The sequence below is a fragment of the Amycolatopsis sp. 195334CR genome (assembly GCF_017309385.1).
Classification (GTDB): domain Bacteria; phylum Actinomycetota; class Actinomycetes; order Mycobacteriales; family Pseudonocardiaceae; genus Amycolatopsis.
Genome location: NZ_JAFJMJ010000002.1, coordinates 1,407,958 through 1,430,086, shown reverse-complemented (window position 1 = coordinate 1,430,086; position 22,129 = coordinate 1,407,958). Strand labels below are relative to the sequence as shown.

17 protein-coding genes are annotated in these 22,129 nt (G+C 71.2%); 8 read left to right on the top strand and 9 right to left on the bottom strand.

The genetic code is table 11. The features are described from left to right. Positions 1-158 precede the first annotated feature (158 nt). The gene (locus JYK18_RS29705) at positions 159-1,064 is read left to right on the top strand and encodes a helix-turn-helix transcriptional regulator (protein WP_206806742.1); all 906 of its coding nucleotides are present in this window, start codon (positions 159-161) and stop codon (positions 1,062-1,064) included. A gap of 114 nt (positions 1,065-1,178) precedes the next feature. Here the strand turns inward: JYK18_RS29705 and JYK18_RS29700 are convergent, their stop codons facing one another. From JYK18_RS29700 to JYK18_RS29685, 4 genes are all read right to left on the bottom strand, one after another. Next, complete coding sequence (locus JYK18_RS29700; RefSeq protein WP_206806741.1) at positions 1,179-3,575, bottom strand: NACHT domain-containing NTPase; 2,397 nt, start codon at positions 3,573-3,575, stop codon at positions 1,179-1,181. Positions 3,576-4,070: 495 nt separating this feature from the next. Next, positions 4,071-4,535 (bottom strand): hypothetical protein, encoded by a 465-nt coding sequence (locus JYK18_RS29695; RefSeq protein WP_206806740.1) that lies wholly within the window; start codon positions 4,533-4,535, stop codon positions 4,071-4,073. Between the two features lie 414 nt (positions 4,536-4,949). Then, the gene (locus JYK18_RS29690) at positions 4,950-6,509 is read right to left on the bottom strand and encodes an alpha/beta hydrolase (protein ID WP_206806739.1); all 1,560 of its coding nucleotides are present in this window, start codon (positions 6,507-6,509) and stop codon (positions 4,950-4,952) included. Positions 6,510-6,596: 87 nt separating this feature from the next. Continuing rightward, positions 6,597-9,995: an indolepyruvate ferredoxin oxidoreductase family protein gene (locus JYK18_RS29685; protein ID WP_206806738.1), complete on the bottom strand. Its 3,399-nt coding sequence runs from the start codon at positions 9,993-9,995 to the stop codon at positions 6,597-6,599. A gap of 147 nt (positions 9,996-10,142) precedes the next feature. On the opposite strand from JYK18_RS29685, the gene JYK18_RS29680 reads away from it, so the two are divergent. Together JYK18_RS29680 and JYK18_RS29675 are read left to right on the top strand one after the other, a co-directional pair. Then, positions 10,143-10,580, top strand: coding sequence for an Lrp/AsnC family transcriptional regulator (locus tag JYK18_RS29680; protein WP_206806737.1), 438 nt, complete (start codon positions 10,143-10,145; stop codon positions 10,578-10,580). A 5-nt stretch (positions 10,581-10,585) separates the two neighbouring features. After that, positions 10,586-12,271, top strand: coding sequence for an FAD-dependent oxidoreductase (locus JYK18_RS29675; RefSeq protein ID WP_307796225.1), 1,686 nt, complete (start codon positions 10,586-10,588; stop codon positions 12,269-12,271). Here JYK18_RS29675 and JYK18_RS29670 read toward each other — a convergent pair. From JYK18_RS29670 to sigJ, 4 genes are read right to left on the bottom strand one after another with little or no spacing between them, the layout of a single operon-like run. Beyond that, on the bottom strand, positions 12,252-13,286 hold the full coding sequence (locus JYK18_RS29670; RefSeq protein WP_206806735.1) for an alpha/beta fold hydrolase: 1,035 nt from the start codon (positions 13,284-13,286) through the stop codon (positions 12,252-12,254). The genes JYK18_RS29675 and JYK18_RS29670 overlap by 20 nt on opposite strands. Next, complete coding sequence (locus tag JYK18_RS29665) at positions 13,283-13,636, bottom strand: hypothetical protein (RefSeq protein WP_206806734.1); 354 nt, start codon at positions 13,634-13,636, stop codon at positions 13,283-13,285. The genes JYK18_RS29670 and JYK18_RS29665 overlap by 4 nt, the downstream gene beginning before the upstream one ends. Before the next feature lies 1 nt (position 13,637). Continuing rightward, positions 13,638-14,057, bottom strand: coding sequence for a TetR/AcrR family transcriptional regulator (locus JYK18_RS29660; protein WP_206806733.1), 420 nt, complete (start codon positions 14,055-14,057; stop codon positions 13,638-13,640). Between the two features lie 48 nt (positions 14,058-14,105). Next, on the bottom strand, positions 14,106-14,987 hold the full coding sequence (gene sigJ / locus JYK18_RS29655) for an RNA polymerase sigma factor SigJ (protein ID WP_206806732.1): 882 nt from the start codon (positions 14,985-14,987) through the stop codon (positions 14,106-14,108). A 141-nt stretch (positions 14,988-15,128) separates the two neighbouring features. On the opposite strand from sigJ, the gene JYK18_RS29650 reads away from it, so the two are divergent. Genes JYK18_RS29650 through JYK18_RS29640 form a run of 3 tightly spaced genes read left to right on the top strand, consistent with a single transcriptional unit; the run spans position 15,129 to position 18,248 of the window. After that, the gene (locus JYK18_RS29650; protein WP_206806731.1) at positions 15,129-16,280 is read left to right on the top strand and encodes a serine hydrolase; all 1,152 of its coding nucleotides are present in this window, start codon (positions 15,129-15,131) and stop codon (positions 16,278-16,280) included. Then, complete coding sequence (locus tag JYK18_RS29645) at positions 16,277-17,725, top strand: MFS transporter (RefSeq protein ID WP_206806730.1); 1,449 nt, start codon at positions 16,277-16,279, stop codon at positions 17,723-17,725. Before JYK18_RS29650 ends, JYK18_RS29645 begins: the two co-directional genes overlap by 4 nt. Before the next feature lie 31 nt (positions 17,726-17,756). Next, positions 17,757-18,248 carry a carboxymuconolactone decarboxylase family protein gene (locus JYK18_RS29640; RefSeq protein ID WP_206806729.1) on the top strand — a complete coding sequence of 164 codons (492 nt, stop codon included), beginning with the start codon at positions 17,757-17,759 and terminating at the stop codon, positions 18,246-18,248. Between the two features lie 42 nt (positions 18,249-18,290). On the opposite strand, the gene JYK18_RS29635 is transcribed toward JYK18_RS29640, so the two are convergent. After that, on the bottom strand, positions 18,291-19,439 hold the full coding sequence (locus JYK18_RS29635; protein ID WP_206806728.1) for a polysaccharide lyase family 7 protein: 1,149 nt from the start codon (positions 19,437-19,439) through the stop codon (positions 18,291-18,293). A 122-nt stretch (positions 19,440-19,561) separates the two neighbouring features. Between JYK18_RS29635 and JYK18_RS29630 the strand changes: the two genes are divergently transcribed. Continuing rightward, positions 19,562-20,335, top strand: a complete 774-nt coding sequence (locus JYK18_RS29630) for a polysaccharide lyase family 7 protein (protein WP_242582211.1) — start codon at positions 19,562-19,564, stop codon at positions 20,333-20,335. 42 nt (positions 20,336-20,377) lie between these two features. Further along, positions 20,378-22,126, top strand: a complete 1,749-nt coding sequence (locus JYK18_RS29625) for a serine/threonine-protein kinase (protein WP_206806726.1) — start codon at positions 20,378-20,380, stop codon at positions 22,124-22,126. Positions 22,127-22,129 lie beyond the last annotated feature (3 nt).

Genomic DNA, 22,129 nt, shown 5'->3' with positions numbered 1-22,129 from the left:
GCATCTCCTCTCGCTGGGGTGGCCGTTTCGGCTTCCCGAGATCGAGGGTGGCAACCCGCTCGGCGGGCAACAACGGACAGTCTCTTCCCAGGGACAGCGACATCCTGGGAAGCATTCTTCCCAGGCACACGACGCGCACTGCTGGGAGACTGAGGCGCATGTCCGACAGCGACGCGCACCGCAGCGAGCTGGGAGAGTTCCTCAAGGCCCGCCGTGCCGAGCTGAGCCCACGGCAAGCGGGCCTGCCCGAGACCGGGACCGTGCGGCGGGTACCGGGCCTGCGTCGCGAAGAGGTCGCCCAACTCGCCGCGATCAGCACCGACTACTACACCCGCCTGGAACAGGGGCGCGTCCCGGCCTCGGCTACGGTGCTCGACGCTCTGACACGCGCGCTGCGCCTCGACGACGACCAGCGGGAGTACCTCGCCGAGTTGGCCGGCAAGGACATCGGCCGGCCACGGCGCCGTGCCCGACAGACCGTCCAGCCCACCCTGCGGCGGCTGCTCGACGAGCTTCGCGGCGTTCCCGCCATCGTGCTGGGGCGGCGCATGGACATCCTGGCCTGGAACTCGCTCGCCGCCGCTCTTGTCACCGATTTCGGGCAGATCCCGGACAAGCAGCGCAACTACCTGCGACTCGTGTTCGCCGACCCCGCCATGCGGGCCCTCTACACCGACTGGGAGGCCGTGGCCCACACGTGTGTGGCGCTGCTGCGCCGGGAAGCCGCGACCTACCCCGACGACCCACAGCTCATCGCGCTGGTGGGCGAGTTGTCCGTGCAGGACCAGCAGTTCCGCCAGTGGTGGGCGGCCCACCACGTCATGGGCAGACGCCTCGGCACCAAGACCATCCACCACCCCGTCGTCGGCGACCTCACCCTCGACTGGGACACGCTCACCTGCACCGCCGACCCGGAACAGCAACTCATCACCTGGACCGCCGAACCCGGCACGCCCGCCGACGACAAGCTGAGAATCCTCGCCTCCTGGGCCACCACCCACCACCAGAAAACCGCGCCTGCCGGGCAGGCCGATCAGCCGCTGGACCCGCGGAAGGACGGTTGACCATGCTCACCGGTGTCGCCCACACGCGTGCGGTGGTGTCGCAGTTCACCGCCCGCGCGCATGGCCGAGGAGGAAGCCGTGATGCCCCGCTGCCCAACGCATCCGGCGCACTTGTCAGGGCTGCCGGGTCGGTCCGGTGGCGAGGTGGAGGCGGACGAGGTCGTGGGGGAACAGATAGCCGCCGGCGGTGCGGCGCAGGAGCCCTCTGGCGCACGCGTCGGCGGCTGTGGCGTCGATGTCCGGCGGGTGGCCTTCGCGGACGAGCAGGACGCGGGTGAGTTGGCGGCCCAGCCAGGCCGAGCCCCCGCCGTAGATGACGAGCCCGATACCCGAGGTCAACGCGATCGTCAGCGGCAACAACGGAGGATCGCCGTACCAGCCGAAGCGGATGACGTCGACCTGCTGGATCAACACCAGGCTGCCGCAGGCTGCGACCAGCCCGCCCGCCGCGTGCCCGGCCACCGGCCCCCAGCGACGGTGCACGGCGATCGAGGCCGCCGTCACCGTGACCACCAGGGCCAGCAGCACCGGGTTGAAGATCCATCGGTGCAGGGACGCGACCCAGGTCGACGAGTCCAGCGCACTGATCAGGAGACACGTGGCCGCGGCTCCGAGGACCGCCGCGGTGAAGGCAAGGGAGTGCTGGCCGCGCGCGGGAGCGGCGAGCAGGACCACGCCGGTCACGACTGCTGCCAACGCCGCCCCCGTGACCCAGAGCAGAAGCGTGGTGTCGACCACGAAGTGCGGCCACACCGGCGTCGCTCTGAACATCGCGACGGCCAGTGCGTGCACCAGCGCGCCCGAAAGAAGCACCAGCACCCAGCTCCGGTTGACGGCCCGCAGCAGGGCGTCGAGCTCGCTGGGCAGCGCTTCGGCCGGCTTGGTCATGCGGTGCCCCGCTGAGCACAGCACCAGCCAGCTCCCCATCGCCACGAGCGTCAGCGTGTTGCTGCCGATCACCGGGTCGACGAACCGCCGGAGGAGGATCGCCGTCGCCACCAAGCCGCTCACGGTGACGAACGCGAACGGTGAAAGCAGCCAGCCGAAGGCGGCTTTCCAGTTCCACCGCAGCACCGGCCCGTCCGGCACACGGGACTCCCTGGCCAGCAGGAAGAGCGTCACCGACGCGACGGCGATCGCACCGGCGCTGTACCCGAGGTACCACGGGAACGGCGCGGTATCCGACCAGCCCATCCTCGCGAACAACCCACCGATCACGAGACCACCGGCGATCCCGATCGCCCAGTTCAGCCCGGTCGACGCCCACCAGCGGCGGCTGGAGCCGGCCAGCGCGCCGGCGTCCACCTCGGCTATCCGGAACAGGTCCTGTCTGTCACGCACCAGGCCGACCGCGACCCACCTGAGCCAGGCCAGCAGCACCTGGTCGTCGAGCCGTGGGGGGTCGGGCGGATCGGTGACCGCCTGGTAGGTCAGCATCCGGTGGACGTAGGCCGAGATCAGGTGCTCCGCCGCCCAACCGGTGTCGGGGAGCGGTTCCGCGCCGCGGTAGACCGTGGCCGCCTGGTGCAGGAACAGCGGCTTGGACAACAACTCGGCCAGTTCCTCGCTGCGGTGGAACGCGTCCCGCAGCGCCGCCAGCTCCTGGCCGCTCCCGGTCAGGTATCGCTCGACCTGCTCGTGTGAGAGCGGGGACACGAGCACCGCTCCGTTCAGGCCCAGTCTGGGCAGGTCGGGGTGCTCGCCGGTGCGGGCACCGACCAGCACCGGTGGCGGATCGGGGAACCCGTCGCGGAACTGCTCGATCGCCTCGATGCAGGCCTGGCGGTACCGGGGATCCACCTCGTTGAGGCCGTCGAGGACGGGGAGCACGAGACGCTCCCGGACGAGGTGCGCCGCGACGTCCCGACCGGAGAGTTTATAAAGGGAGACCAGTTCGTCGGCCAGCCACCGAGCCAGCAGAGATCGCTTGCGCGTCCACCGCGACAGCAGGAACACGACGGGAACCGGGCCGGTGCCGCGATCGAGGAGGTCTCGTACCACGGTGAGCAACGCGGTCGTCTTGCCGGCACCGGCGGCCCCGAGCACCAGCATGCGCCAGCCTCGCTGCTCGGCGAGGTCGACCAGCCGGACTCCCGGCGGAACCGGGTCGTCCCCGGGCGGGCCCGCGCCGGTGGTGTAGGCACTGCGCACCGCGTTCCACCGTTGGACCAGAACCGGGGCGGGCAGTTCCACCTCCACCGAGGGCGCCAGGATCTTCTCGACCCAGTCGGCGCGAACCTGGTTCGCGAGGGACTGACAGGCGCGCGTCACGTGCTTGGCTTGAACCCCACGCCCTGGTCTACCGGGCCACCGACCCTGCCAGGCGTACACCAGCAGCCCCAGGACGGACAGGATGAGGATGAACTGCCACGGCCGCTGCTTGACCAGTGCCAGCGGCCCCGGAGCCTGGTCACCGCTCGTCGCGTAGTTGACCGCGATCGCCATCAGCACCGTCAGGACGAACATCGTCACGTCGACGAACCACGCTCTGCGCTCGGGTTTGCCCTCCACGGCGGGCAGCCTCCCCGACCCCCTATCCGAAGTCGATCCGGCAACCGGGTCAACGAACTCCCGCCCGTGTCGGTAAAAGTTCGAGGTGGGCGGTGGCGCACCTTGGCCAACTCCATGACGAACCGGGCTACGACGCACGTGTGTGCGGCTTTCACGATGGCATGAACGTCGCGGGGTGAACGATTGACCGGCCGACCCAGCGCGCGCCGCGGCGCCCGGGCGCCTCTGCCACCGGGCATGAACACCACGATCGCCTCGCGAAGGACGTGAGAACCCGCGCCGTCCGCCGCACGGTCCAGCAGCTCGTCGAGGGCCGCGGTCTCGGCGTGCCACCCGACCAGTTCCATGTCCCACCCAGAAGGTCCCCAGGTCGCGGGGGTGCGCCCGTTTCGGGGCTACCGCCCGATTCGGCCACGTTCGCCATCCTCCATAAAGGACAGTGAGGGGCGAACACGAGCGCGCGGGCCGCTCAAGTCCGTCTCCCTGGGGCGTCGGCTATCGCTTCTGATCTCGGAGCGTCGCGAACACCGCGGCACCGGAGATGGCCGCCTCAAGCGTTCCGTAGTACTGACGGAACACTGATCGCTTGCCCAAATACGCTGACCACAGTTCTGACCACTCGGCGTCATTCACCTTCCCGCCCGTCACACCCGAGAGCCGCCTGCGGCTATCCATGTCGACCACGGTTCCGCCGCCCTGGTGAAGCAATGTCTCCGCCAATCCGCGCAGCCTGGATTCCACACTGAGGGGGTTGGTCAAGGCGATCCTTATCCACGCCGAAGGCGGGGACGCGGGGAGCCGGTCCTGGATCTGCACATCGATCCAATGGTCCTCATCACGGAGCACATACTCGACAACCCGTTGGTCAACGGGCTGCTCTGCCCCCAACTCCCGCAGAATCGCCTCGATGGCCACCTCCTCACCCGCCACATACCAATAGTTGGCTGACTCGACTCCCATCGCCGGCTCCCGCCTCTCCAACCACATCCAATTCGACCGGCCCCGGTCCCAGGCAACCCGAACCACCGGACGCGCCGCAAGCGAGTGGTCGCCATCGGCGAGAGCCGGGCACACCGGCATCGCCGCCTCGTCGGCGAACTCCGGTTGAGCACCAGCCGCGACCGCATCGAGAGTTACCGCCGCGCCATCGCCGAAGCGGGAATTCCCGAAGTCGTGCTGACCGCACCCCGCACGGCGGCACGCTCGCGCGTCGTGGTCACCACTTTCGCCGTCCGGTCGCCCGGCATCACCACCTACGCCCCGCCCCTCACCGAAATGGGCAGGCGGGCCGCACACCGTGTGCGCGACCCGCGGGACGCGACAGACCCCGGCGAGGCGGTGCACCGCCTCGCCGGGGAGGGTCCGACTCCGCGGTCAGGCGGGGTTGGGCAGTGGCATGCCGGGCAGGCTCTGGTTCGCCGGGACCACGCCGTCGACCAGGTAGGCGTCGACGACCTTGTCCACGGCCGCGTTCCCGTAGCCGTAGATGCCGTGGTCACCCTCGCCGGTGACGGTCAGCAGCCGGGAGTTCTTGAACCCGGCGTGTGCCTTGCGAGCCGCTTCGATGGGGGTGGCCGGGTCGTTGACCGACTGGACCATCAGCACCGGCGGCACGCCCTTGCCGTCCACCTTGGGCAGCGGGCGGGGCTGGTGGTCCCAGAAGATGCAGTTCTGGATGAACATCCACTGCCCGCCGGCCAGCAGGTAATCCTGGTCGAGGAACTTCTGCGACCGGCGGATCACCGACTTCCGGGTGCCGTGCTCGGGGGCGTCGTTGCACCGGACCGCGGTGAGCACGGCGAGCAGCGCGTCGAGGGGGTCCGGCTCGGCCGGCGCCGCCGCGATCGCCGTCTTGGCCTGGGCCTTGGCCTGCTCCGTGGCGTCGTTCCCGGTCAGCGTCTTGAGCTGGGCCAGGAAGTCGGCCAGGCCGGGGAAGGCGGCCTTGCTCTTGAGCAGGCCGATGAACCGGCTGTCCAGTTCGACCGGGCCGACCTTCGTGCCACCGACCTCGACCGGGTTCTGGGTCAGCGCGTACCGGACCCGTTCGAAGGTCTGCCGGACCTCCTCGCCGGTAACGCCGAGCCCGTACCGGTCGTGGTGGGTCGCGGCCCACGGCAGGAAGTCCTGCCGCCAGCGGCGTTCGTAGCCCATCGGCTGCAGGTCGAACGTCGTCGCCCAGCTCGAGGTGAAGTCGACCGAGGAGTCCAGCACGAACCGGCCGACGCGGTCGGGGAAGCGCTGGGCGTAGTGCGCGCCGAGCCAGGTGCCCGCCGAGTAGCCGATCCAGTTGATCTTGTCCCGGCCGAGCAGCACCCGCAGCAGGTCCAGGTCCTTGGTGTTGTGGAAGGTGTCGACGAATTTCACCAGTTCGCCGGAGGTCTGCTCGCAGGCCTCCGTGGTCAGTTCCACCGCGTCCAGGAGCAGGTCCAGGTTGCGCGGGTCGCGGTCGCGCGGGTCGTGCGTCTCGACGGTGCCGCCCACCCCGCCGCACGAGATGTTCGTGCTGCGGCCGGTGCCGCGCGTGTCGATACCGATGATCTCCTGGTGCTCGCGCAGCTTCGCCTGATCGGCCATCGAGGCGGGGAACGAGCGGCCCGGGCCGCCGGGACCGCCCGGGTTGGTCAGCACGGACGCCGTGGTCTCGCCGGTGGACTTCAGCCTGCTGATCGCGATCGTCACGTCTTGCCCGTCGCCCGGGCGTTCCCAGTTGCGCGGCGTGGCGAACGTGGCGCACTCCAGGAGCTTCGCCGTGTCGGGTTGGTCCGGCACGTCCTCGGCGGTGCACTGCCGCCAGTCCAGTTCCTGGTCGGCGTAGCGCGCCGGGATGCCGGTGGTGTTCAGCGTGCCGGGGTTCGCCAGCGCGGGGGTCAGCCCCGCGAGCAGGCCGCCCACGACCGCGGGAATCACCACGGCGAACCGCACTCTCTTGTCCATCTACCGTCCCTTCGGTGGACTTCCGTCAGGACCAGTGGAAACCATGCCCTCGCGGCACACTCAAGAAAAAATCTGGTTCGGCCGCCCTCAGAGACCGGCCAGTGCCTCGGCGGCCTTCGCCCGGAAGCGCTCGATGCTGGCGAGCTTGATCTCCTCGTAGCCCTTGACCTCCTCGGCCAGTTCGGCGATCGCCACGACCCGGTCGAGGTTGTCCGCGGTGAGCCGCTCCAGTGCGATCCGCAGGAACTCCTGGTACTCGGCCACCAGCCGGCGCTCCACCCGCCGGACCTTCGCGTAGCCGAACACGTCGAAAGCGGTGCCGCGCAAGCCCTTCATCGCGCGCAGCCCGCGGAAGGCCACGTCCGCGGTACGACCGGCCAGCCGGATCTTGTTCTTCATGCCCAGTGCGCGCAGCACCGGCGGGTGCAGCAGCACCGACACCTTCGCGTCCGGCCCGAATTCGTTGTCACGCCGAGCTTTCTCGTCCGGGTCGAGGTGCAGCCGCGCGACCTCGTACTCGTCCTTGTAGGCCAGCAGCCGGTGCAGCCCGCGGGCGTAGGCGACGGCGATCCGGCCGTCCGGGTCGACGGGGTCCGCCAGCGCGGCGACCCGGCGGACCTCGGCCGCGTACCGGCCGGCCAGCACCTCGTCCTGGAAGCCGGTGAGGTCGTCGACGCGGACCGCCAGCACCTCGTCGAGTCCTTCGGTCCGCACGACGGCGACCTGCGGATGCGCGGCCTCCCGCACCGCGACGGGGTCCAGCACCGCGGCCCGGCCCCAGCGGAACGCCGCCAGGGTCTTCTCGACCGCGGCGCCGTTGAGCCGGATCGCCTCCTCCATCGACTCGGCGGACACCGGCAGGCAGCCCGCCTGGTACGCGGCGCCGAGCAGCACCATGTTGGCGGGCATGTGGTCGCCGAACAACGCCTCGGCCAGTGCCTGCGCGTCGATCGCGACCACGTCGCCCACCGCCGCGGCGATCCGCCCGACCGCCTCGTCCGCGGTTCCCGGCAGCGGCACCCGCCCGCTGATCATCGCCGCGGTCGGCATGATCGCGGTGTTCAGCACCGCGACCGCCCGCCCGCTCCGGGCGGTGGCGAGGTTCGCCAACTCGGCCGCGCCGAGCACGTCGAATCCGATGAGGACGTCGGCGGTGCCGCGCGAGGCCCGCAGCGCGCCCCGGACCGGCTGCTTGGCGATCCGGACGTCGGAGACCACCGGGCCGCCCTTCTGCGCCAGCCCCACCTGTTCCAGGCCCGCGGCGAACCGCCCGTCCATGTGCGCGGCCATCTGCAGGATCTGCGAGGCCGTGACCACTCCCGTGCCGCCGATGCCGGGCATCCGGATCAGCGTCTGGTCGTCGTCGAAGCGCGGCTCGGGCTCGGTCAGTACGACCGGGAGCGGTGGCACGGACCGGTTCACCGTGCCCGGCTCCACGAGCAGGAACGACGGGCAGTCGCCCTTGAGGCAGGAGAAGTCCGAGTTGCACGAGGGCTGGTGGATGCGTGTCTTGCGGCCGAATTCCGTGGCCACCGGCTGCACCGACAGGCAGGTCGACTGGTCACCGCAGTCCCCGCACCCCTCGCACACGCGCTCGTTGATCACCACCTTTTCCGCCGGGGTCGGGAGTTTGCCGCGCTTGCGCAGCCGGCGTTCCTCGGCGGCGCAGCGGTCGTCGTGGATCAGCACGGTGACCCCGTCGATCGCCGCCAGCTCGGCCTCGGCCTCGGCGAACTCGTCGCGGTGACGCACCGAGGCGATCGGGTCGAGCGTGACCCCGCGGTACTTGGCCGGGTCGTCCGCGGTGACGATGATCCGGCGAACGCCTTCGGTGGCGAGCAGCCGGGTGATCTCCGGGACGGACAGCCGCCCGATCGCCTGCTGCCCGCCGGTCATCGCGACGGCGTCGTTGTAGAGCAGCTTGTAGGTCATCGTCACCCCGCCGGCCACGGCCTGCCGGACCGCCAGCGAGCCGGAGTGGTGGAAGGTCCCGTCACCGAGGTTCTGCACGAAGTGCCGGTCGTCGGTGAACGGGGCGAGGCCGAGCCACTGCGCGCCCTCGCCGCCCATCTGGGTCAGCCCGATCTGCGTGCCGCGGCCGTCGCTGTCGATCGCGATCATGGTGTGGCAGCCGATCCCGACGCCGACCAGCGTGCCGTCCGCGGTCCTGGTCGAGGTGTTGTGCGGACAGCCCGAGCAGAAGTACGGGGTGCGCGCCGCGCCCGCCATCGGCAGTCCGATGCGCGCGGGCTTGCGGGGTTCGGACGCCGTCAGGTGCACCGTCGCCGTGTGCGGCAGCCGCTCGTGCCCGACGCGCGCGGCCACGGCCCGCGCGACGTCCTCGGCGCCGAGTTGCCCCCGCGCGGTGAGCAGCGGCCGGTTCCGCTCGTCGAAGCGCCCGACCACCAGCGGCGCGTCCGGCACCCGGTAGAGCGCCGCTTTCAGGTGTTCTTCGAGGAACGGCACCTTGTCCTCGACCACCAGCACCTCGTCGAGGTCCGCGGTGAGCCGCCGCAGTTCCTCGGCGTCGATCGGCCACGGCATGGCGAGCCGGATCAGCCGGATCCCGAGCCGTTCCATGGTCGCCTCGTCGAACCCGAGGTCGTCGAGCGCGCGCTGGAGAACGGCGAAGCCGGTGCCGCTGGCGAGCACGCCGAGCCGCGCACCCGCCGGGGCGAACACCGCGCGGTTGAGCCCGGTCTCGCGCGCGTAGGCACGGGCGAGGTCGAGGCGGCGGGTGAGCAGGTCGTGCTCGGCGTCGAGCGCTCCCGGCCCGACGAGCACGCCCCTGGTGGGGCGCGGCTGAGCCGGCGGCATCGGGATGCCGAGCCGCAGGCTGCCGACGTCGATGGTGGCGGAGGCGTCGGCGTTGTCCGCCACGATCTTCAGCCCGGTCCACAGGCCCGAAGCACGGGACAGCGCGACGGCGTGCAGCCCGAGTTCGACGATCTCCCCCACGGTGCCCGGGACGAGCAGCGGGATGCCCAGGCTCTGCGCCATCGGCTCGCACGAACTCGGCACGGTGGACGACTTCGACGCCGGGTCGTCACCGATGATCGCGACGGCGCCGCCGACGGTCGCGGTACCGGCGAGGTTGCCGTGCCGGATCGCGTCCGCCGCGCGGTCGAGGCCGGGGTTCTTGCCGTACCAGAACCCCACCACGCCGTCGTGCCGCCGCCCCGGCACCTGCCCGAGCGTCTGCGTCCCGGCGACCGCGGTGGCGGCGAGTTCCTCGTTCACCCCGGGCTGGAAGACCACGCCCGCGGGATCGAGGAAGCGCTTCGACCGGAGCAGTTCGGAGTCCAGCCCGCCCAGCGGCGAACCCTGGTAGCCGGAGACGAAGACCCGGGTGTCGAAGCCGCGCTCGGTGTCGAGGCGGCGCTGTTCGAGGGTGAGCCGGACCAGTGCCTGGATCCCGGTGAGCAGCGCCCGGCCGCGCTCGGCGGCGTAGCGGTCGTCGAGGGTCACCGTGGTGGGGACGGTCAACGTGGCCTCCTTCGGCCGTCGGGTAGGCCCAGTGGAAATGACCTGCCTCTGCGTACGCAAGCAACATCGGGAAAGATACGGTCAACACGCAAACAGCACCTCGATTCGCCCGTTCGATCTGAAGATTTTTGCGCGAGGAGGGCCTTCATGGCGGAACCCGACGAGCTCGACCGCCGCCTGATCGCGTTGCTGCGGGAGGACGGGCGGCGGACCTACTCGGACATGGCGAGCACCGTCGGGCTCTCGGTGGCGGCGGTGAAGCGGCGGGTGAACCGGCTGCAGGAAACCGGGGTGATCACCGGGTTCACCGTGCAGGTCGACCACACGAAGCTCGGCTGGGGCGTCGAGGCGTTCACCGAACTGCGGTACGCGGGCACGACGCGGGTGGCCGACATCGTCGGGAGCGCGAGCCAGCTGCCCGAGGTGGCCGCCATCTACACGATCGCGGGCGACCCGGACGCGCTCGTGCAGGTCCGGGTCCGGGACGTGGCGCACCTGCAGCAGGTCATCGACCAGCTGCGGGCCGGCGGTTCCATCGCGGGCACCAAGACCCTGCTCGTGCTCGGCGCCTGGACGCGCTCTTGACCACCGTGCCCGTTCCCGCCATCGTGCTCGCTTCCGCCCAGTACGCGGAGGGCCTGCGGTCCCAGCTGCGCCGCTACGAACACGACTACGACCTCCGGGTCACGGACTCCTCGGCCGCCACCGTCACCGTGCTCGACGAGATCACCGCGGCGGGCGGCCAGGTGGCGATGATCGTGCAGGACGGCGAACTCCCCGACGCCGGCCCGCTGACCGCGTTCGCCGCCTGGCGCAGCCGGGTCCCCACCGCCCGCCGGGTCCTCGCCGCGCCCTACGAGAGGTTCCTGACGGAACTGCGCACCGCCGAACGCGGCCTGCGCGAGGCGCTGGGCGCCGGGTTGTTCGACGCCTACCTGCTCATGCCGCGCGGCCCGCGTGACGAGGAGTTCCACATCGCGCTCGCCGAACTGCTCTCCGACTGGGGATCCACCACCGCCGATCCCGAAGTCGCCATGATCCGCATCGTCTCCGAGGGCGACGCCCTCACCACGGCCATCCGCGAACTCACCGAACGCATGGGCATGCCGACCCAGGTATTCGCCCCCGGCAGCGAAACCGGACAGTCCATTCGCGACACCTACGACGCCACCGGCAGGCCGGTCGGCTACCCCCTCGTGGTCGTGTTCGACCACCCGCCGATCGCACCCGGCAACCCCAGCGAAGTCGCCGCCCTGCTCTACGGTTCTCCCGGCGACATCACCGACACCGTCGACCTGGCCATCGTCGGCGCCGGACCCGGTGGACTCGCTGCCTCCGTCTACGGTGCCAGCGAAGGCCTGACCACGGTCGTGCTCGACACCGACGCCGTCGGCGGACAAGCGGGCACCAGCTCGATGATCCGCAACTACCTCGGCTTCCCCCGCGGCATCTCCGGCATGCGACTGGCCCAGCGCGCCCGCACCCAGGCCAGCCGCTTCGGCGCCCGCTTCCGCGTCGGCTGGCAAGTCCTGGAACTGCTCCCCGGCACCCACGGCCACCACACCCTGCGCACCACCGGCGGTGACGTCCGCGCCCGAGCCGTGGTCATCGCCTGCGGTGTCGCCTACCGGACTCTCGGCGTGGATTCGATCGAGCGGCTGGTGGGACGCGGTGTGCACTACGGCGCGGCCATCAGCACCGCCCGCGACACCACCGGCCACCACGCCGTCGTGGTCGGTGGTGGCAACTCCGCCGGCCAGGCCGCCATCCACCTCGCCCGCTTCGCGGCCTCGGTCACCGTCGTGGTGCGCCGCGACGGACTCACCGACACCATGTCCCACTACCTCGTGCGCGAGATCGAGAACCACCCGCGCATCACCGTCGCGCCGCGAACCCAGGTCGTCGACGCGGGCGCCGGCGACCAGGGCACCCTCGCCCGGGTCACCCTGCGCCACCTCGACACCGGCAGCACCACCCACCACGACACCCGGGGCCTCTACCTCCTGCTCGGCGCCGAACCCCACGGCGACTGGCTCCCCGCCGAGGTCGACCGCGACACCCGCGGCTTCGTCCGCACCGGCCGCGACCTCCCGACCCGGCACTGGATCGACGGCCGGCCACCGGCCGACCTCGCCACCAGCGTTCCCGGTGTGTTCGCCGTCGGCGACATCCGTTCCGGCTCGATGAAACGAGTCACCTCCGCCTCCGGCGAAGGCGCGTCAGCCGTTCCGATGGTCCACGCCTACCTCGCGGAAGTCACCAGCGCAGGGCGCTGAGTTCCCGGGTCAGCGCGGGCGAGAACGTCCCGTCGGCGGTGGTCATCAAGTGCCCGACACCGGGGAGGACCACACGGTGGCCGACGACGGCGGCGAGCTGATCGGTGGTGTGGCAGGGCACCTGCGTGTCCAGCGTGCCGCAGGTCAGCAGGACGGGCGTGCGCGGCAGGCGGCGTGCGACGTCCGGCGGGAAGACCGCGTCGTCGGTCAGCACGAACCGCCGGTTCGGCCCGGCCAGCGACTGGAAGAGCGTGGCGAGCGGCGCCGGCATGGCCGTGGTGTCGACCGGGCGGCCGCCGCGCAGGTTCGAGACGGCGGTATCGACTGCCCGGTCGACGTTTTCGCCTTCCTCCGGGGTCAACTCCCCTGCCTCGACGAGTTGCCTGGTCTGGTCGTGCAGTTGCCTGGCCAGCAGGTCGAGCATGCGCAACGCTTGGGGCTGCAGCAAAACCAGCGCGGCGGCCCGCCGTTGCGCGGCCAGCACCAGCGCCGTCATGCCTCCCTCGCTGTGGCCGACGAGGGCCACCCGGCCCGGCGCCACTTCGGCCTGGCGGTGCAGGTAGTCGCGGGCCGCCGCGGCTTGCCGGACGAAGGCCGGGTAGTCGAGGTCCTGCGGCCGCCCGGCCCACGCGCCCAGTCCGGTGCGGCCGGTGCCGTACTTGTCGAACCGGAGGGTCGCGACCCGATCGCGGTCCAGTTCGCCGGCGAGATCCCGGAGGGTGTTGGGTGTGTACGACGGCTGGTTGCCGTCACGGTCGGCGGGACCGCTGCCCGGCAGCAGCAGGGCCGCGGGCAGGCGCTCACCGCGGCGCCGGGCGGGCACGTGGAGCGTGCCGTAGGTGGTTGTGCCTTCCACGACAAAGGAAATCTGCTCGTCGCGGGCGGGCAGCCAGACCGCGGACTCGTGGTGACCGTGGACGGCGGGCCCGGGTACCGGGGCGGCGCCGGCGAGGGCCGGTGGCACCGCGACGGTGGAAATCGCCGCCGCGAGCGCGAACGCGACTCTGACGTTCATCGGCTCGTCGCCTGCTCGACCAGTGCCACGGCCGCGCGGGGGTCGTCGACTTCGACCACCAGGCGGGTGAAGCGTTCGTCGGCCAGTTCCACGACCACGGCCTTCTTCGCGTCACGGACCGCCCAGAACACCTTTTCGCCGTCCTGGTGGAAAGTACCCGCGGTGATCACCCCTGGCACGTGCGTGCCCGGCGCCCGGACCCCCTTGGGCTCGCCCAGGATCCCCGGATCCGCCGTGGCGCCCCGGATGTGCGCCAGCGGAATGGTCAGCTTGCTCTTCAAGGCCCACAACCGGTCCATCCCCTCCATCTCCACGACCAGGTCCTGGCCTCGCACACTGATGACCGCCATGTCAGTTCTCCCTTGAGCTTTCCGGCCGCCGGCGCACCCATTGCCCCAGCAGCTCCTCGGTGACGCGCGCGTCACCCGTCGCCTCGTCGATTTCCGCGAAGACCGCCGACACCAGCTCCGCGACCTCGGGATCGTCGGGCGCCCGATCGATCGCGGCGACCAGCAGCAGGTCCCACGTCAGCACGTGGTCCGGCTGGGTCACCCGCGTCAGGTGCGGGCGGACGTCGTGCTCGATGTGCCGGCGCAACGCCGCCAGGTAGAGCCCGCGTTTGCTGCCGAACACGCCGTAGAGGCTGTTGCGGTGCACCCCGAGGCGGGTGACCAGGTCGTCCACCGACACGCCGTCGTAGGCGCGGCGGGCGAACAACTCCGCCGCCGCCGCGACGACCTCGTCCTCGTCGAATGACCTCCGCCGTCCCATGGGACAACCGTAGCTTTTAAAGGAACGATCAGTCAAGAACGAGTGTTCCTAAAACCCGCCCAGGTCGAGGCGGGCCAGGCGGTCGGGGTCGGAGAGGATGTCGATCTCGGCGATCCGCGCGTCGACCACGGTGAAGCTCATGATCGAGATGAGCTCGCCGTCGATGGTGTTGACCAGTCCGGCCGTGCCGTTGACCAGTGCGGGCCGGATCGTCGACGCGGTGGCCATGCGCTGGAAGGTGGCCAGCTGCCCAGCCACGGCGTCGATGCCGCGCAGCACCCGCATGCCGCCGGGGAGCGCCTTCCCGCCATCGGCGCGCAGCGTGACGTCGGGGGCGAGCACGGCCATCAGCGCGGTCAGGTCACCGCCGCGGGCGGCGGCCAGGAAGGCGTCGACGACCCGGCGCTGGACGACCGGGTCGGGGTCCGGCGCGGGCGCCGCGCCCCGCACGCGCTGCCGGGCGCGGCTGGCGAGCTTCCTGGCCGCGGCCGGCGTGCGGTCCATGATCGGGGCGATCTGCTCGAACGGCAGGCCGAACATGTCGTGCAGCACGAAGGCCAGCCGTTCGGCCGGGTTCAGCGATTCCAGCACCACCAGCAGCGCCAGGCTCACCGAGTCGGCGATCAGCGCCTGCCGCTCGGGATCGGCCCGGTCGTCGGTGACCACCGGGTCCGGCAGGTGGTCCGGCAGGTGGTCCTCCCGGCGCAGCCGTCGCGAGCGCAGCATGTCCAGGCAGACCCGGCCGACGACGGTGGTCAGCCAGCCGCCGAGGTTGTCGATGTCCTCGGCCGCCGAGCGCGCGAGCCGCAGCCAGGCCTCCTGCACGGCGTCGTCGGCGTCGGCCAGTGAGCCCAGCATCCGGTAGGCCACCGCGGTCAGGTGCGTGCGGTGCTCCTCGAATCGCCTGGCCAGGAAATCGTGTTCGGTCATGGTCGTCCTTCGTCTCGACGGTCGAACCCATGACGCACCGGAGCCCGGCGATGTGACCGCCGGGGGCGGTCACACACCCGGCGGATCGTGCGTCATGCCTCCGACAACTCGGCAACACGATGATCGGAGCAGCGAAAAACCATGAGCGACATCGACGTCCACGGGACGGTGGCAGGCGGGTTCGAAGCGGTGCGCGCGGAGTTCGCCGCCGTGGTGGCCGAAGAGGACGGACAGGCGGGCGCGCAGCTGGCGGTCTCCGTGCACGGCCGCCCGGTGGTCGACCTGTGGGCCGGGGACCAGGTCACCGGCGACACGCTGACCGGCGTCTACTCCTCGACCAAGGCGGCCGCGACCCTGGTGGTGGCTCTGCTGGTGCAGGACGGCGCGCTGGAGCTGGACCAGCCCGTCGCCCACCGGTGGCCCGAGTTCGCCGCCGCGGGCAAGGACCGGATCACCCTGCGGGACGTGCTCAGCCACCGGTCCGGCGTGATCGGCGTCGACGGCGGTTTGTCCGCCGAAGAACTCGCTGACGACCAGGTGATCGCACGGCGGCTGGCCGGGCAACGGCCGTACTGGCGCCCGGGGTCGGCCTACGGCTACGGCGGTTTCGTGACCTTCGCGATCGTGGGCGAGGTCGTCCGCCGGGCCACCGGCAGCTCACTGCAGGACCACTTCGAGGCGCGAATCCGCGCCCCCTACGGACTGGACCTCTACCTCGGCCTGCCCGAAGCGCTGGAAGACCGGTTTCGCCCGGTACTCCCCGGACTGGCGAGCCCGGACGAACTCGCCGCGTTCTGGGCGAACGTGCCCGGACCGCACAGCATCACCGGGATCGGCTACGGCCTCAACTCCACGCCACCGCTGGACCAGGTGGCCTTCCTCAACACCCGGCGGGTGCGCGCGCTCGGCCAGGCCTCGGCCGGCGGGGTGGGCAGCGCCCGCGGGCTGGCCGGGATATACGCGGCCGCGGTGTCCGGTGTGGACGGACGGGCGCCGCTGCTGAAGCCCGACACCCTCGGCGAGTTCACCATGCTGCACTCCACCGGCCGCGACCTGGTCACCGGCGAGGCCGGCCAGTACGCACTGGGATTCCAGGCCAAGGGCATGCGGTACCCCTTCTTGAGCGCGAACGCGTTCGGGCACAACGGATCCGCGGGTTCCGAGGCGTTCGCCGACCCGCGCAGCGGCCTCGCTTTCGGTTACACGCGCCGCCGTTTCTCCTTCGACTGGTCCTATCCCGAGCACGACCGGCTGGCCGCCGCGGTCCACCGCTGCCTGCGGGAGTCCGCATGAATTCCCGCTCCGGTGGCGTGGCGCTGCTGGTGATCGCCGCCGCGCAACTGCTGATCGTGATGGACGGCACCATCGTGACCGTCGGCCTGCCCGTCATCGGCGCCGGGCTGGCCATCGCCGAGTCCGATTTGGACTGGGTGCTGACCGCCTACGCGCTGGCGTTCGGCGGGCTGCTGCTGGCCGGCGGGCGCGCCGGTGACGTGTTCGGGCGCCGCAGGCTGTTCCGGGCCGGGCTGGTGGTGTTCCTGCTCGCCTCGGTGCTCGGCGGGGTGGCGCACACCGGCGGCCTGCTGATCGCGGCACGCGTGCTGCAGGGCGTGGGGGCGGCGATCATCGCGCCCGCCGCGTTGTCGTTGCTCGCCGACACCTTTCCCGCCGGTCCCCGGCGCAACAAGGCGCTGGGCGTGTACGGCGCGATGGGCGGTCTCGGTGCCGTGGCGGGGCTGCTGCTCGGTGGCGCGCTGACCGAGCACCTGGGCTGGCGCTGGATCATGTTCATCAACGTTCCCTGCGCGTTGCTGCTGCTCGTCGGCACCGTCGCCGTGGTGCCCGGCACCCGGCGACGCGGCGGGATCGACCTGCCCGGCGCGATCACCGCGACGCTCGCGCTCGGCTCGCTGGTCTACGCGGTCAACCGCGCCGGTACCGACGGCGACGGGCTCGCCCTCGCGTTCGGCGCGGCCGGGGTCGTGCTGGCCGGCGCGTTCGCCGCGCTCCAGCGGCGGGGGCGCGACCCCGTGCTCCCGGCCGCCGTGCTGGCCGACCGCGTCCGGCTCGGCGCCAACCTGGTGATGTTGCTGATGGGCGCGGGCCAGCTGGCCACGTTCTACTTCCTCACGCTGTACATGCAGTCGATCAAGCAGTACCCGCCCATGCTCACCGGGCTGGCCTACCTCCCGTTCGCGCTCGGCATCGGCCTCGGCTCCGGGGTGCTCGGGCCGCGACTGCAAGCCCGCACGTCCACCCGGACCACCGTGACGGCCGGTTTGACCGTGGCCGCCGTCGCGATGGTCTGGTTCAGCCTGCTCACGCCGGACCAGCACGCGCTGCTCGTCCTGCTGCCCGCGCAACTGGCCGCCGGGATCGGCCTGGGCATCGGCTTCGTGGCCACCACGATCAGTGGCGTGCAGGGCGTCGCCCCGCAGGATTCGGGCATCGCCTCCGGGCTGGTCAACACCAGCCAGCAGGTGGGCGGCGCGCTGGGACTGGCCGTCCTTTCCAGCGCCAGCGTCGCCGTGAGCGAGCCGGACGTCCTGACCGGTGTCGCCGTCGGCGAGCCGGGCGTCCTGGCCACCGTCGCCCAGGCGGCCGTCCGGGAGGCGCTCACCGACGGCTACACCACCGGCCTGCTCGGCGCCGGGGGTTTCCACCTCGCCGCCGTGCTCGTCGCCCTCGTTCTCCTCCGGCCGGTCACATCCGCGCCTCGCCGCGCGTCAGTGCTCTGACAACCTCGATACCCAGTAAGGAAAACTCACCATGACCCAGCAGGAATCCGTCCAGTCGCGCCTGTCCGACCCCGGCGTGCTCGTCCCCGAACTGGCGCAGATCGGCGGCGCCCTGTTCAAGGCCACCGGCAACGGCACGATCCCGCGGACCACGATCAGCCTGGTGCAGTTGCGGGCCGGGCAGATCGTCGGCAACACCTACCTGACCGTGTTGCACACCGGCAACCTCCGCAAGGCCGGGGAGGCCGAAGAGCGGATCACCGCGGTGTCGTCCTGGCGCGACGCACCCCAGTTCACCGACGCCGAGCGGGTCGCACTGGCGCTCGTCGACGCCGTCCTGACGCCCAACCCGCACGGCGAGCGGGTCCCCGACGAGCTGTACGCCGAGGCTTCCGCCCACTACGACGAGAAGGCGCTCGCCACTCTCGCCATGGCGATCGGCCAGGTCTGCTTCTTCATTCCTCTTGCCCTCATCGGCAAACCGCTCCCCGGCGTCTCACCCACGGAGCAGTGGCGGAACTGACAACCCGCCGGTGGCCCGCCCTCGCGGGCCACCGGCGCGTCGTCAGCCGCTGTGGGTGACGTCGAGGTCGTAGATCTTCACCTCGCCGTAGTTGCCGCTCGAACACGGCGACGACTTCTCGCAGTTGGCCTGCGTGTAGGCGCCCGCCTTGAAGTACCCGCCGCTGAAGCTGTCCGAGATCGTCGTCTGCAGGACGCCGTTGTAGTACGCCTTGATCTTGCCGCCGCTCACCTCGAACTTCGCCTGGAACCGGGTGCCGAGCACGTAGTTGTCGGTGATCAGCTTGTGGTCGGAGGTGTCGCCCTTGGTGACGTAGAGCTTCTTGCCCTCCAAGCGGAACACCGAGACGTCGTCCTCGCTGTCGTGGATCTGCCCGGCGACCACGTCCGGCTTTTCCTTGGGCTGGGCGGTGATGGCCTGGTCGATGGTCATCGTGTGCGTGCCCGAGGTGGACGACCAGCTGGCCTTCGACGAGCCCTTCATCTCACGCAGTTCCGAGCGCGGGTAGTTCGAACCGCTCGTGGTGACGCCGTTGACCGCGGCGCGGAACTGGACCGCGTCGCAGTCCGGGGTCGTGGTGAACCAGGGGTCGATCGAGTACGTCGCGAGTTCCGGCTGCTCGACGTTGGTCGGCTTCTCGGCCGCGCCGATGGGCAGCCCGACGTACCAGTTCTTCAGGTCCAGCACGTCGGCCGGGTACTCGCAGGTGCCACCGCCACCCCCGTCGGCGCCGAGCACGGCCGTTTCGGTGATGCTGGTCCAGTCGTTGCCCGTGTTGCCGTGCCCGACCACCCGCACGTACCGGGCGGAGGCGTCGGCGAAGTCGAAGTTCTGCGGGGCGAGCGTGGTGCCGCTGGTGACCTTCCCGGCCAGCGCGGTCTTCCACGTGGCCCCGTCGGCGGACAGCTCGATGTCGAAGGTGTCCTTCCTGGTGTCTCCCTTGTGCCAGGCCAGCGACACCGAACCGACCGTCTGCGTGGTGCCGAGGTCGTACTGGATCCACACCCCGTCGCCCTCGGCGGACCACCGGGTCTGGAGATCGTTGTCGAGCGTGTTGGCGGGGACGTTGCCGTCGTCCGCGCTGGCGGTCACTCCCGCGATCTGCAGGGGCGAACCCGCGGCGACCGCGGTGAGCGCGCCCGGTATGCCGAGCGCGACCGCTGCCAGTACCACGCCAAGAGTGCGTTTCATCGGACCTCTCTTCGGTGAGAACAGGGGTGACGCGTCCAAGGTGGCAACGCGCTGGGGGACCGGTCCCCGGCCCGGCCACCTAGCCTCCGAGCCGAATGGGGGCCCGTCCCGATGGGAGAAGAATGCGCACGATCCGACTGCTCGCCGGTGTTTTCGCCGGTGCGTCCACGCTGGTGCCGGCACCGGTGGCAACCGCGGAGGAAGCCCTCGGCTGCTCCCGGCCCGCCCAGGTGCTGGACCTGCGGAACTGGAAGATCACCCTGCCGGTCGACGACCCGCACCAGCCCGAAGCCCAGCCGCTGGAGATCCGGCAGCCGCGGCTCAAGCACTACGGGCTCGACCCGTGGTTCGTGCCCACCGACGCCTGCGACGGCGTCCGGTTCCGCAGCGCGGTCAACGGCGTCACCACGCCCAACAGCAGCTATCCCCGGTCCGAACTGCACGAGATGACCCGCGGGGGCACGCAGCCGATCAGCTGGTCCCCCACCTCCGGGACGCACGTGATGGAGATCGACCAGGCCATCACGCACCTGCCCAACGACAAGCCGCACGTGGTCGCCGGCCAGATCCACGACGGCAAGGACGACGTCACGGTGTTCCGGCTCGAAGGGCAGAAACTCTACGTCACCAACGGGGACGACCCGAACTTCGCGCTGATCGACGAGAACTACGTGCTCGGCACCCGGTTCCGGGCGAGGTTCGAGGTGAGCGGCGGCGAGATCAAGGCCTACTACAACGGCGAGCACAAGGTCACCCTCCCGGCCGCGTTCGACGGCGCCTACTTCAAGTCCGGTGCCTACACCCAGGCCAACTGCGCGAAGTCCGCGCCCTGCGACGCGGGCAACTACGGGGAGGTGATCGTCCACGGGCTCACCGTGACCCATCGGCCCGCGTGAAAGCGGCTCACGCAGCGCAGCGGTCTGGCTACACTACTTCCCGTGCGCACGGGAGACGTGATCGACGGGCGTTACCAGCTCGAGGACGTCAAGGGCGGTGGGGCCGGCGGGATGGTCTGGACGGCCTTCGACCGCAAGCTCAAGCGCACGGTGGCGCTCAAGCGCCCGCACGCCATGGTCAGCGAGGCCGACCGGATCCAGTTCTGCCGTGAGGCCGAGACCGCGGCCCAGGTACAGCACCCGAACGCGATCTCGATCTTCGACACGGTGGAGGCGGACGGCTGCTGGCTGGTGATGGAGTACCTGCCCGCGGAGAGCCTGGACCGCGTGCTGGCCGAGCGCGGACCGCGGCCTCCGGAATGGGTGGCCGCGGTCGGCGCGCAGATCGCGGCCGCGCTGGCCGCGTTGCACCAGCGCAAGATCGTGCACCGCGATGTGAAGCCGGGCAACGTGCTGGTCACCGAAGACGGGGTGGCCAAGCTGACCGACTTCGGCATCTCCGTCTGGCGCGAGGTGACCTGGACCCACGACGGCGATTTCAGCGGTACACCCGCCTATGCCGCGCCGGAGGTGGCGAGCGGGCACCCGGCCGGTGAGGCCTCGGACGTGTTCTCACTGGGCGCGACCTTGTTCACCGCGCTGGAGGGCGTCCCGCCCTTCGGCGCCGGTGATCCGGGCGAGGTGCTGGACCGCGCCCGCCGGGGTGAGGTCGGCAGTGCCTCCCGGGCGGGGCCGCTGGCGCCGCTGCTCGAGGAAATGCTGGCCGCGCAACCACTTCAGCGGCCGACCGCCGACCAGGTGCGCCAGCGGCTCGAGGCCGTCGCCGGGACCGACCGGATCACCCGCCCGCCCGCTTTCGTTCGCCCGCCGTGGTGGCGCCGCCGTCCCGTCCAGGTGCTCGCGGCGCTCGTGCTCGTCGCGACGATCTCCGCCGCCACGCTGGTGCCGACGCTGTGGGAGGCCGAACCGGCCGGGGACCTCGTCGGCGACGAGCACACCGTCGCGCCGTGCGCCCTGGTCGACCCGGACGCGCTGAGCGCGCACTTCGGTGTGCCGGCGCAGTTGCACAACGCGCTGGGCAACTTCAACCGCTGCGACGTGATCCTCGGGCCGCCCGGCGCGGACGCGGCGACCGCGATCGACATCGAGGTGCAGTTGCTCCGGCTCAAGCGGCATCCCGTCGTCGGCGAGCTCTACGAGGACGAAGGCCCGCCGGGGGACGGTGAATGCGCCCAGCAGGTTCCGGTGGACGAGCGGTTCGGCATCCAGGTCGCGGCGAAGGGCGAGCAGTCACGGGAACAGCTCTGCACCACCGCGACGGTGGCGGCGGAGCAGGTGCGCGGGGTGCTCGACCGCGGTCCGATCCCCCGTCGCGCGGAGCCGCTGGCGACCGGTTCGCTGGCCCACCTCGACGCCTGTTCGCTGCTCGACGGCAGCGCGCTGGCCGTCTACCCCGCCATCGACGCCGCGGCAGGGGCGCGGGGCTTCGGCGGCTGGCGCTGCCGGTGGTACAGCACGGCGGACCAGGTCAGCGTCCTGCTGCGGTACGACCAGCACTCCAGCACGTCCCCCGTCGAGGGCGACGCGATCCCGTTCCCCGGTCACGAGGCGCATATCGACGCCGACTCCGACGCGTGCACCGTGCACGTGGTGCATCGACCGGCCGTCCGGCCCGCGGGTCCGACCATCGATCTGCTGTTGCTCACCGTCGAGGGACCGCGCCCGGACGCCCAGTACTGCCCGCGCGCGATCGGCCTGGCGGAAGCGGCGGCTTCCCGGTTGCCTCGGTGAAGG